Here is a 12480-nt window from a genome sequence, read left to right on the forward strand (position 1 = left end):
CCTCACTTCATCAACATCTTGAGGGCGGACTTGATGTAATTCTCAGCGGTATCGGTCGTGCCGTCGAAGAATTTCTTGATTTTCTTGAGTTCAGCCGGTCGGTAGCCGAGTGCCTCCATTGCCTCCATTGCTTCTTCCAAGGCATGATTTTCACTGGTCGGAGCCGACGTTTCGACGGGACCTGTTTCTTCGCTCATAACAAACCTGCCTTCCAAGTCCAGCACCATTTGCTGGGCTGTTTTTTTACCGATTTTCGGAAACTTGGTCAGGTAGGTAATATTTTTCTGCTCAATGGCCCGAACCAGCCCGTCATTATCATCCACGGCAATGATGGCTAGAGCTGTTGTCGGACCGATACCAGACACAGAAATCAGGCTGAGAAAGACAGACTTTTCAGCTTCTGTCATAAATCCGTAAAGCAAGTGGGCATCTTCTCGAATGACTTGATGCGTGTACACCGTCACTTCTTGGTTGACATGGCCAGAAAAAGCGTAAGGATTGGCCACATGAAGAATGTAGCCAATACCCGTCACTTCAATGACGATGTATTTAGCAGTGATTTTCGTAAGTTTTCCTTTGATATAGTCGTACATGATTTTCTAATACTTTCCTAATTCTCGTAAAGAGGTGTGATTTTCCTGAATGCGTCTAAACATTTTTTCCATGTCCGACTTGCTGAAGTTGACTAAAACTGGGCGACCGTGCGGACAGTTATAAGGATTTTTCGTGTGGGACAGCTGGCGAATGAGGTCACGCGCCGAATAGTCATCCAAGGCATGGTTAGCCTTAATCGACCGCTTGCAGGACATCATAATAGCCAACTCAGCCCGATACTGCTTGATGGAAACTTGGTCGGTCAAGAGCAACATGTCACACATCTCATAGACCCCAGACTCAATTTCCTCTTCCTGCATCCATATCGGATGTTCCCGCAGGATGAATTGGTTGCTACCGTACTCTTCTAGATTGATGCCGACCTGGCGCAGGCTTTCCAACTTACTGGACAGGGTCAGGGCATCATTTTGAGGAAATTCAAAAATGTAGGGTACCAACAGTTGCTGGGCAGAATTGTCCACCTCGCCAATTTTCTCACGGTAGTATTCGTACTTGACCCGCTCCTGAGCAGCGTGCTGGTCGATGATATAGAGGCCGCCCTTGCCTTGAGCGAAGAGATAGGTTCCGTGCATCTGACCAAAATATTCCAATTCTGGGAAGGTCGACGTCTGTTCTTTGTCCAGCTGATTGGCCAACTTGGCTAATTCTTTCTGACTGAGGGCAGGATGCTCGGCATCCTGCTCGTCTGCTGACAAACGCTGGGCAAATTTGATAGCTGCAGCCTGAGGCTCAGGCTGACTCGACTGCTCTGCCATTTCCAATGGCGCAATCTCCTCCGCCACAACCTCTGGCTTGAGGAAGAAATCTTTCTTGACCGTGTCGTAGTAGAGATTGGTCTCACGCAACGGTAACGTCGTCTGCTCAGCTTTGACCTTGGTCCGCGTGCTGGATTTCGCCAGATTTTCCAAAGCATCTGGAATCAAATCTTGCTCCTTGAGGGCTTGAGCAATGGCTTCACGAATGAGCTGCATCAGCTCCTTTTCCTTGGAAATACGGACTTCCTGCTTGGTCGGATGGACATTGACATCAGCAAGATAAGGGTCAATCTCAATGGCAAGCACCGCCAGTGGAAAACGTCCGACCATGAGCTTACTGCCATATCCTTCCAAAATCGCTCGGTTAAGCAGGAAATTCTTGATGTAGCGGCCGTTGATGAAAATGCTGATGTAGTTGCGGTTGGCCCGGGTCAATTCGGGTAAGGAAACATAGCCCGACACCTGAAAATCCAAGTCCTCGGCAACAATTTCAACCATTTTCTTAGCCGATGCAATGCCGTAGACACCAGAAATGGCCTGACGGAGATTGCCTGTTCCAGCAGTGGCAAGCAATTCCCGACCTTCATTTATCAGAGTAAAGCTGATTTCTGGATGGGCTAGGCTGAGACGGTTGACAACGTCGATAATGTGAGATAATTCGGCCTGCTGGCTGCGGACATATTTGAGCCGAGCAGGGGTATTGTAAAATAAATCCGAAACCGTCATCTGAGTCCCGACTGGACGGCTGATAGGTTCTTCTTTTTCAACTACCCCGCCCTTAGCCTCCAGCAAGATGCCGTGAGGATGATCCGCAGTGGCCGTTTCAATCACCATCTGGCTGACAGAGGCGATAGAGGGCAGGGCCTCACCACGAAAACCCAAGGTCCGAATACGAAAAAGGTCCGCTTGATTTTTTATCTTGCTAGTCGCATGACGGCGAAGGGCCAAGCGCACCTCATCATGCGCAATGCCCTCGCCGTTGTCCGTAATTTGAATGGTCTTGAGCCCCGCTTCTTCAATCACAATCTGAATCTGAGTCGCGCCTGCATCGATGGAATTTTCCAAAAGCTCCTTAACGACACTGGCCGGACGCTCAATGACCTCTCCGGCTGCAATCTGATTGGCTAGAATATCTGGCAATTCAATAATATGATTTGTTTTAGTTCTCTCATTTGTCATATCTTTTATTATAGCACAAAGACAATATCCTATCGATTTCTTCTATATCAGCTAAAAAGAACGGGCAATTTATAAAAAGAGAACGATATTCCCTAACCTTAGACGAATGTTTTACATCTAAGAGATTATTTGGCTTGTTTCATCTCCTTAAAAAGTGAGTAACATCCCCATCCGCTAAACAGGGCAAAGGCAACTGGCAAGAGAATTTGAGACCAATCAAAGCCTGTGATGAGATTATAAAGAATATAGCCACAATTAAACAATAAGAAAAAACCAAAAAATACAAGTTGAATTGTCTTCATGAAAACTCTTTATTAATTCCTATATCCATTGTAGCAAATTTTGCTTATTTATCCAAAGAACGATTGATTCGTTCAATTTGTTGGCGCATCTGATGGATATTAAACCAATAAATCAAGGCATAAATCAAGATAAAGAGCATCCAGAAAAAGAGCAGTCCTGCAAGATTGACTGGAAACCATCCCGCTAAAATCGATAGCGGTGTAAAACCGATTGCCGTTACCAGAAAATGCATCACCATCATCCGAACCAAGCTCCAATCTTGCTCAAAAATCTTGTCCGCAGCTTGGAAGAGGACACCGATTGTCCCCCAAATAACAACCGAAATCAGCATAATCAGCGGCTGCGAAAACCGCTCCAGATAAATGGCTCCCATGGTCGAATGAGGATTAATTGGCAAATAGTAACCTTCGCCAAAGAAGCTTGCCATAACAATTGAAATTAAACTACCAATGGTAACACCCAAAGATGCCGATAAGAGATATTTTTTCATAATCCTAACCTTTCTTTAATAACTTTCAAATAACGGCGAGAGGAATATGTTCCCGCCCCATTTTTCATGACTAACTTGACCAAGCCATTAGGTGTCTGTTTTAAGTGACCCAATTGCTTCAAGTTGATGATTTCTGACTGAGAGACCTGTAGAAAATCCAATGACAATACTTCCTTGACCTGATAAAGCCGCAAATCTGACTGGTAAACTGCATCCCTCGTCTCAATCTGCAATATTTTATTTTCCAAATAGAGTCGGTAAATCTCCGACAACTCCAACAAGTGAACCTCCTCACCTTTTTTGACCGTCAGACGCTCCGCCTGCCTACCAAAGGTCTCAATCATTTCCACCAAGCTACTAATCTGTGCTGTTAATTTTCTCGCTTCAACCGTAACCAAATCTTCTAGGATTTCGGGCGAGATAGCAACCTTCACTTTCATAAACTCTCCTTTCTTTATTTAAAGCCAGCTAACTTCTATGACTATTAAAACCCATTAACAGACGAATTTCAATAGCCTGTCGCCATTCGGTCAAATTCCACGTCTAAACGGCAAAAAAGCCAGAACCACTGTTCTGACTAACATCATTTTAACGTCTAGTCTCCTTGCGCATAATGCGATTGAGAAAGAGTGCAATCACTACCCACAGCCCCGCCGAGAGGATAATGACCCAAAACCAAGACTGGCTGATTTTCATGAAAATACTAGGAAGTTCCACGTTCATACCGAAAAATCCTGTGACAATGGCTGGGATGGCCAAAAGGATAGATAATTTGGTCATGGTTTTCATGGTATCGTTCAAATTGTTGTTAAGGACATTATTGTAGGTGCCTTCCAACTTCTCGATGACTTGGGCTGATAGATTGGTCATTTCCATCAGCTGACGGGCCTCGATGTGGGCATCTTCCAATTGTTCCAGTTCATCTTCCGACAAGCTTTTGTAAAAGGTCTGCCCCTGCAATTGTTCCAATAACAAAGCATTTTGCTTGCTGGCAGAGGCCAGATAAACTAGACCAGTTCCCAAATCTGACAATTCCAAAAGAGATTTTTTAGTCGTCTCATCGCGCAAGACCCTGTTTAATTCCGAACTTTTGCGGTTCAATTTCTCCAGAACTGGGAAATAGGCTTTTGAAATCAGAAACAGGGCAGTGAAAACAAATTCTAGCATGGTCGCATCCTGTCGCCTATGCAATATTCGTTCAAAACTGGCCTGCAAATAATTGGTATCCTCACCAAAAATCGTCAGTAACTGATTGCCAGATACAAAGAAAGACACCGGAGCTGTCTGGTAGGTCAAATCTGACTTAGAATTTGAACGCAGGGCATTGTAAATCACCAACAGTTCCTGACTATGTTTGTCATACTCCAAACGCGCAAATTCGTTTTTATCCAATACGTAGGACAGGATTTCCGAATCCAAATGGAGATTTTCCTTCAAAAAATCAATATCTGTTGTCTCGCCCGCATCTGCCACCAACCATGTAAAATGAGTTGTCGTGATTTTTTTCATTCCTTACCTCAATTATTTCTTCCTGCCGATACTCATCTCACAGCTTCTTCTTCAACTCTGCAACCACCATCATGACCTCCATAGGGGTCATATTGTGGATGTCCAGAGCCTGCAATTCATCCAACACAGGATGGCTGCTAATTTCTGCAAACAAATCCAACTGCCCCAAGGCTGGTTCACTCACTAGATTTGGCTGACTGGACGGCGCATGATTTTCCAATTGCTGCAAAATACTATCCGCCCGTTTGAGTAAGTCCTCTGGCATACCTGCGATTTTGGCCACATGGATACCGTAAGACTTGTCGGCAGGACCTGGCGCAATCTTGTGAAGGAAGGTCACCTGACCATTTTGCTCCAAGGTCGACACATGGACATTCTCCAAGTGCTCCAAGGTCTGTCCTAGCTCGGTCAATTCATGGTAATGGGTCGCAAATAAGGTCTTAGCACCAATCTTGTCGTGGATATACTCAATAATGGACTGGGCCAGAGCCATACCGTCGTAAGTCGCTGTCCCACGCCCCAACTCGTCAAAGAGAATGAGCGAGCGGTCTGTCGCCAAACGCACAGCCTTGTTGGCCTCCATCATTTCTACCATGAAAGTCGACTGCCCACTGACCAAATCATCCGCCGCACCAATCCGAGTGAAAATCGCATCAAAAATTGGCAATTCCGCCTGATCAGCCGGCACATAGGATCCCATCTGCGCCATGATAACAATCACAGCCAGCTGGCGCATATAGGTCGATTTACCGGACATATTGGGGCCTGTAATCAGTTGCATATGGGTTTCTCCATCCAGATGGATTGAGTTGGGAATATAGGTCTGCTTACCCATAACCTTTTCCACTACGGCATGACGACCTCGGTCAATGGTCAATTCGCGGTGCTCCGTAAAGGTCGGACAAACCAAGCGCTCTTGCTCCGCCACAACCGCAAAAGACTGCAGGACATCAATAGTAGCAATGGTACGAGCCAATTTCTGCAGGCGACCGATGTATTTCTCCACTTCTTGACGGATGCGCATAAAAATCTCGTACTCCAGATTGGCTGATTTGTCACGCGCCTCCAGCATCTGACCTTCGATTTTGGATAATTCTTCCGTCCCATAGCGCTCCGAATTTTTCAGCGTCGCCTTACGGAAAAAATGAGCTGGCACATTGCCCAAATTAGAATTGGTCACGTGGAAATAATAACCATCTTTTTTGTTGTAATCAATCTTGAGATTATTTATACCAGACGCCGTCCGCTCCTTGGACTCAACTTCGGCAATCCAGCCCGCCCCCTCGCGCATGACTAGGCGGTATTGATCCAAGGTCTCGTCAAAGCCCGTCTTGATGATATTGCCATCGGTAATCGGTCCATTGGCCTCTGGGTCAATAGCAGAGCTAATCAGCGCATGAAGTTCTGGGATGGGATCCAGCCCCTGAACCAAGCTAGCCAGAGCAGGCTCTCCCATCTGCGACAAGATATTTTTGATAGCCGGCACATTTCCCAAGGTCTGAGAAAGTTGCAAGAGATCCTTGGGCAAGGTTTTCCCGAAGGATACTCGGCTGGCCAAGCGCTCAATATCATAGACCCCTTTCAGCGCCTCAATCAAGTCGCTACGCTCAAAGAAATAATCCAAAAAGACCTGCACAACTGCCTGCCGCGCCTCAATTCGCCCCTGATCAATCAAAGGGCGGTCAATCCAAGTCCGCAAGAGCCGCATCCCCATAGCCGTCTTGGTCTCATCCATGAGCCAGTAAAGACTACCATGCTTCTTGACTGTCCGTCCATTTTCAAGCAAGTCCAGACTGGACTTGGTCGCATAATCCATCTGCAAATAATCCTTGATTTCATAGTGGACTACCTTTTGCAAATGCGCCAAATCTCGCATCTGGGTCCTATGCAAATAAGACAACAATTTCCCTGCCGCAGCCTTCTCCAAGTCCGTCAAGGATTGGTCAATCAGATGAACATCATCTGCAACCTCATCCTCAAAAGACAGGAGCAGATTCATCTGATTGGCAAACACCTGCTCTTCCTCTTCAGAAAGGGTAAAGCCGATGACCACTTCACGCGCCCGCAGATTGCGGATTTCTCCGCAGAGACTAGCAAAATCATCCAAACTAGTCACGAAAAATTGTCCGGTTGCCACGTCCATATAAGACAGGGCAAAATGAGCCCCGCTACGCTCAATGGCAACCAAGAAATTGCTGTCGGCTCCCATTTTCGAGGAATCCGTCACCGTCCCCGGAGTGATGACCTGAACTACTTCACGCTTGACCACACCGACAGCCTGCTTAGGATCCTCCATCTGCTCAGCAATGGCGACCTTATGCCCCAGCTCCACCAACGTGTCAATATATTGCTGGGCCGCATGGTAAGGCACACCGGCCATGGGAATAGGATTGTCCGCATTCTTATTGCGACTAGTCAGAGACAGCTCCAAAATCTGAGCCGCCTCGACCGCATCTTCATAAAATAACTCGTAAAAGTCTCCCATACGGAAAAGCAAAAAAGCATCTGGATATTGTGCCTTAATATCCAGATACTGCTGCATTCCTGGAGAAATTTTTTCTGTTGCCATAGTCTCTCACATTCTATACTAAATAAGAGTTAATCTCTGCCTCTACCTGCTGGGCCGCTGACTCGTCTCGGCAAATGACTAAGAGGGTATCAGCTCCTGCAATAGTTCCCAAGATTGGCGCAGGCTTTTCCGCGTCAATAATATTGGCCATCAAGGCTGCTTCACCCAAGTCTGAGTGGAGTACCAAGATAAAACTAGCGCGCTCGACCTTGTAGGCATACTGGGCCAGCAATTGGACAAAGTGGACCTGGTCATCCTCGACAGTCATGGAATAATAGGATCGTCCACCCTCATACACTTTCACAACTCCCAGCTCTCGCAAATCCCTAGAAAGAGTGGTCTGCGTTACCACAACCCCCTGCTCTTCCAGGCCTCTTTGAATATCTGTTTGACGACCTATTTTTTCTTGACGAATCATAGACTTGATCAAGTCATGGCGTTCTAGCTTGTTCATCATCTTACCTCTGAATGTATATTTATAAATATTATATCATTTTTCACAACTATTGACTTAGAATTATGTTAAAATAGAATCAATAACTCCTGGAGGGATTTATATGAATCATAAACAAATGATTGCTGAAAAATTGGCTGCTGTGCTTCCTAACTTGGAAGTTGAAGCCATTTATGCACTGCTTGAAAAACCAAAGTCATCCGAAATGGGCGACATCGCCTTTCCGGCTTTCTCACTAGCAAAGGTTGAGCGCAAGGCACCACAAGCCATCGCAGCTGACATTGTTGAAAAGCTGGATACTGCAGGTTTTGAAAAAGTCGTGGCAACTGGTCCTTATGTCAACTTCTTCTTGGACAAGGCCGCAATTTCGCACGATGTCCTGACCCAGGTCATCACCGAAAAGGCAGACTACGGTCAACTAACTATCGGTCAAGACCGCAATGTCACTATCGATATGTCTAGTCCTAATATCGCAAAACCCTTCTCTGTTGGACACCTCCGTTCGACCGTTATCGGGGACGCTCTGGCAAATATCCATGCAAAACTGGGCTACAAGCCAATTCGTATCAACCACCTGGGCGACTGGGGCAAACAGTTCGGTATGCTGATTGTTGCTTACAAACTCTGGGGCGACAAGGCAGCGGTTGAAGCTGACCCAATCTCTGAATTGCTCAAACTCTATGTCCGTATCAATGCTGAGGCCGAAGAAAAACCTGAACTGGACGAAGAAGCTCGCCAATGGTTCAAAAAATTGGAAGACGGCGACCCTGAAGCAAAAGAATTGTGGCAATGGTTCCGCGACGAAAGTTTGGTGGAATTTAACCGCATCTACGACAAGCTAGGCGTTACCTTCGACAGCTTCAACGGTGAAGCCTTCTACAATGACAAGATGGATGAAGGAATTCAAATCTTAGAAGAAAAAGGCCTGCTCCATGAGTCTAAAGGTGCCCGCATTGTAGATTTGGAAAGCTACAACCTGCCACCAGCCCTCATTATGAAAACAGACGGTGCCACACTTTATATCACCCGCGACATGGCTACAGCTATGTACCGCAAGCGCACTTATGACTTCGTGAAAAACATCTACGTCGTTGGTCAGGAGCAAATTAACCACTTCAAGCAACTGAAAGCTGTTCTCAAGGAAATGGGTTTCAACTGGAGCGACGATATGAAACATATCACCTTCGGCTTGGTGACAAAAGACAAGAAAAAATTGTCTACTCGTAAGGGAAATATTATCCTGCTCGAGCCGACGCTTGATGAGGCTATCTCACGCGCCCTTTCTCAAATCGAAGCTAAAAATCCAGACCTGGAAAACAAGGAAGAAGTCGCGCATGCAGTCGGTGTCGGAGCTGTTAAGTTCTACGACCTCAAAACCGACCGCGACAACGGCTATGACTTTGACCTAGAGGCTATGGTATCCTTCGAAGGTGAGACTGGTCCTTATGTTCAATACGCATACGCCCGCATCCAGTCTATCCTGCGCAAGGCTGACTTTACACCAAGCGCTGACAATGACTACAAGCTGGCTGACGCAGAAAGCTGGGATATCATCAAGCACATCCAAAACTTCTCAAATGTTGTTGAACGTGCCGGTGACAAATTTGACCCATCTTTGATTGCCAAATACGCCATCAATCTGGCTCAAGCCTTCAACAAATACTACGCCCACACACGTATCCTGGACGAAAGCCCAGAACGTGACAGCCGTCTGGCCCTTGCCTACGCAACTGGTGTCGTTCTCAAAGAGGCTCTCCGCCTTCTCGGTGTCCAAGCCCCTGAAAAAATGTAATTCATCCCAATCCTTGACCATTTTGGTTAAGGATTTTTTATTTTTCCCAATTTTTTTGGAAAAATTCCAGCCGACTTGCGAACAGAGTAAGTGAGGAGGCGAGGAGCAGTCAATCAACTCCGAATGCTCAATGAAGGTCATATCCAGATTAATACTCTTCGAAAATCATCTTATCCGTTGTCAACTTGCCTTGGTGAACTCCAGTTCTACCTTCGGCGTCGTTTCCTAGGCTACTTTTGATTTTCATTGAGTATATGCAACGAATCTGAATGTGAGGTTCATTCAATATAAATCTAAATTTCATAAAGAACTAAGAAACTGTAGTCACAAGTAAGCTACCTTAATTAGCTCAAATGCCGAGATGTGAATACAGGTTCTAACCCCCAATCCTGAACAATATGATTGGCTGCCTCCGAAACTTCCACATAAAAAATTTTTAAAAGGAGTCTGAATGACAAAACAATCACTTACACACCATGCATCACGCTTTTCTATCCGAAAATATTCTTTCGGTGCTGCCTCAGTCCTGCTGGCAACTGTCAGTCTGCTAAATGCCCAACTGGTTGCGGCTAGTACGACAGCTTCTACCACCAATCCTTCTACGGCACAAGCAGGTAGCCCAGTTCAAACGAGTCAGGCAAGTCAAACAAGTACTGAAACAAGTACATCTTCTACCAATACAAACCAAGCCAGCCAGCAAACGACTGCTACAAAGACCAGTGATGCAGGAATAATTTCCAAGCCACAAGAAGTGATTACCCCACAAACAAATACAAGTACGATACAAGCAGTAGCTCCTGCAACTACCAGCAGTAGCTCTGCCATTTCCAAAAACCAAGCCAGAACCATAACAATCCCGCAAACAGCTGGGACAAGCAATACCACGACAAATACTGGGACCGCGCGCACTGCGGTCACTCCAAGTAACCAAATGCGAACAGCTAGCACAACAACCACTTCTGCAGCCCTTGGGGACAACTATCCCTATAAAATTGGCTGGCAGGTCGACCCTTGGGGAATGTACACGCGCCAGTGCACATCCTTCGTCGCCTTCCGCCTCAGTACTACAAACGGCTTTACCCTACCGCGTGCTTACGGTAATGCCGATGTTTGGGGTTACCGCGCCCAACGTGAAGGCTACCGCGTAGACATGAACCCTGCCATCGGCTCTGTTGCTTGGTGGAATAGCATGCACGTGGCCTGGGTATCCGCTATCAATGGTGATATGGTAGAGATTGAAGAATATAATTTTAACTATAATGAAAGTTACAATAAACGCTGGATTCATAAAAATTCAGTCAGCGGCTATATTCATTTCAAGGACTTGACCGGCTATTCTGGAGCGACTACCACTACACCGGTCTCGACGACACCAACCAAGCCTGCAAGTTCAACAACCAACCTAGCTCCAAGCGGAACCTACACTTTCACCGCCCAAACCGCCATCAAGGCTGAGGCAAAAATAGCTAGTCCAACCTTGGCAAACTATCAAGCAGGGCAAAGCGTTAACTACGACCGTATCTTGGAAGCAGACGGCTACCAGTGGATTAGCTACCTCAGCTTTGCTGGAAATCGTCGCTATATACCGATTAAAAAATTGACAACAACCGCTACTACTACGACCACACCTACTCCAAAACCTGCACCAACCAGCCCAAGCACACCGGCCCTACCTTCGTCGGGCACCTATACCTTCAAGAACCGATTGGCCATTCGAAATCAAGCTAGTTTATCAGCTTCAATTCTAGCCTACTATAACGTCGGTCAAAGCGTCAACTATGACCGAATCGTCCAGGCAGAAGGCAAGCAGTGGTTGAGCTACTTATCCTATTCTGGTGCTCGTCGCTACATTGCCCTACCTTAAGCAACAAAAAATGCACACGCTACATCAGCTGTGCATTTTCTAATTATTAGATGTCGGTTGCATTGGTTGCTGCATTTGGCTTTTCCTTGGGCTTACGCAAATGGAAAAATACAGTCACACCAAAATAGATAGCAAACAAGACAATATTGACAATATAGCCTCCCATCAAGGTTGCAGATGTTCCTTGGCGGGTCAATTCATCCGTGAAGATAGAGACTAAGCCCTTACCACCAATAAAGGCGTAGGTGTTAAATAACAAGGCTCCAAAGACATAACCGAGATAGGTAAAGGAGGCCTGCTCGTTCTTTTTCATGAAGAGGAAGACGATTGTTGCTACTACGGTCAACAGCAAAAGCGCTGCCAGAACCTTATTGATAAGATTTGTTTGGAAACCGATAGCCTCCTTGGTATAGATGAGGAAGTTTTCGTCTATACTTGGAGCACTTTGCACCAGTTGAAGCATGGCTTCCTCATTATAATGTGAGAAAAATGCATTGTAGACCCGCAAGAGACTGGCAATAGCTGATAGAGCTACAAAAATATAGAGATGAATTGGTCTTTTCATAAGAATACTCCTTTTTACATTATATTACACGCTTATATTTGTTTTGTCAATATAATTTTGATATAATAATCACAAAGGAGGGCTTTGAGATGAAAAAACTACCGACCTATGCAGGGATAGCGATTTTTGTAACAACTTTGCTGATAAACTGGCTTCTCCCAAGCGTCTCCAAGGTCCTGAACAGCCTACTGGCTCTTACGGTTCTAGCCTGGCTGCTCTACCTGATTTATTACTGGGTCAGCTACTGGATCTATGTACGGAAAAATAAATGAAAATATTAACTCCTCTGAGCAAACCCAGAGGAGTTCTTTTTCTACCATTTGTCAAGTCCATCAAGGTATTTGACGAAAAATATTTTGAGTCTCGTAATCCAAATATGGAAATT

At 45.7% G+C, this 12480-nt stretch carries 12 protein-coding genes; 3 read left to right on the top strand and 9 right to left on the bottom strand.

The window, feature by feature from the left end:
• Positions 1-2: 2 nt before the first annotated feature.
• From ruvA to argR, 8 genes are all read right to left on the bottom strand, one after another.
• The gene (gene ruvA / locus ACHBHN_RS09020) at positions 3-593 is read right to left on the bottom strand and encodes a Holliday junction branch migration protein RuvA (protein WP_105122400.1); all 591 of its coding nucleotides are present in this window, start codon (positions 591-593) and stop codon (positions 3-5) included.
• 6 nt (positions 594-599) lie between these two features.
• Complete coding sequence (gene mutL / locus ACHBHN_RS09025; protein ID WP_394733955.1) at positions 600-2549, bottom strand: DNA mismatch repair endonuclease MutL; 1950 nt, start codon at positions 2547-2549, stop codon at positions 600-602.
• Between the two features lie 125 nt (positions 2550-2674).
• Positions 2675-2851: a hypothetical protein gene (locus ACHBHN_RS09030; RefSeq protein ID WP_161942998.1), complete on the bottom strand. Its 177-nt coding sequence runs from the start codon at positions 2849-2851 to the stop codon at positions 2675-2677.
• A gap of 44 nt (positions 2852-2895) precedes the next feature.
• Complete coding sequence (locus tag ACHBHN_RS09035; protein WP_394733956.1) at positions 2896-3342, bottom strand: DUF3021 domain-containing protein; 447 nt, start codon at positions 3340-3342, stop codon at positions 2896-2898.
• Positions 3339-3782, bottom strand: coding sequence for a LytTR family DNA-binding domain-containing protein (locus tag ACHBHN_RS09040; RefSeq protein WP_105122403.1), 444 nt, complete (start codon positions 3780-3782; stop codon positions 3339-3341). Before ACHBHN_RS09040 ends, ACHBHN_RS09035 begins: the two co-directional genes overlap by 4 nt.
• A 148-nt stretch (positions 3783-3930) precedes the next feature.
• Positions 3931-4851: a magnesium transporter CorA family protein gene (locus ACHBHN_RS09045; RefSeq protein ID WP_172009683.1), complete on the bottom strand. Its 921-nt coding sequence runs from the start codon at positions 4849-4851 to the stop codon at positions 3931-3933.
• A 37-nt stretch (positions 4852-4888) separates the two neighbouring features.
• A complete protein-coding gene (mutS, locus tag ACHBHN_RS09050; protein ID WP_394733957.1) occupies positions 4889-7420 on the bottom strand; it encodes a DNA mismatch repair protein MutS in 2532 nt (843 codons plus the stop codon).
• A 13-nt stretch (positions 7421-7433) separates the two neighbouring features.
• Positions 7434-7874, bottom strand: a complete 441-nt coding sequence (gene argR / locus ACHBHN_RS09055; protein ID WP_105110242.1) for an arginine repressor — start codon at positions 7872-7874, stop codon at positions 7434-7436.
• 103 nt (positions 7875-7977) lie between these two features.
• Here argR and argS point away from each other — a divergent pair, with 103 nt between their 5' ends.
• Both argS and ACHBHN_RS09065 read left to right on the top strand, forming a co-directional pair.
• Entirely contained in the window at positions 7978-9666 is a 1689-nt protein-coding gene (gene argS / locus ACHBHN_RS09060; protein WP_105110243.1) for an arginine--tRNA ligase, read from the top strand.
• A 451-nt stretch (positions 9667-10117) separates the two neighbouring features.
• A complete protein-coding gene (locus ACHBHN_RS09065) occupies positions 10118-11530 on the top strand; it encodes an SH3 domain-containing protein (RefSeq protein WP_394733958.1) in 1413 nt (470 codons plus the stop codon).
• Between the two features lie 46 nt (positions 11531-11576).
• On the opposite strand, the gene ACHBHN_RS09070 is transcribed toward ACHBHN_RS09065, so the two are convergent.
• Positions 11577-12095 (bottom strand): hypothetical protein, encoded by a 519-nt coding sequence (locus ACHBHN_RS09070; RefSeq protein ID WP_105110245.1) that lies wholly within the window; start codon positions 12093-12095, stop codon positions 11577-11579.
• An 89-nt stretch (positions 12096-12184) separates the two neighbouring features.
• Between ACHBHN_RS09070 and ACHBHN_RS09075 the strand changes: the two genes are divergently transcribed.
• The gene (locus tag ACHBHN_RS09075; RefSeq protein WP_125266291.1) at positions 12185-12367 is read left to right on the top strand and encodes a hypothetical protein; all 183 of its coding nucleotides are present in this window, start codon (positions 12185-12187) and stop codon (positions 12365-12367) included.
• Positions 12368-12480: the final 113 nt, after the last annotated feature.

The sequence above is a fragment of the Streptococcus sp. A22 genome (genome assembly GCF_043674215.1).
Lineage (GTDB): Bacteria > Bacillota > Bacilli > Lactobacillales > Streptococcaceae > Streptococcus > Streptococcus suis_V.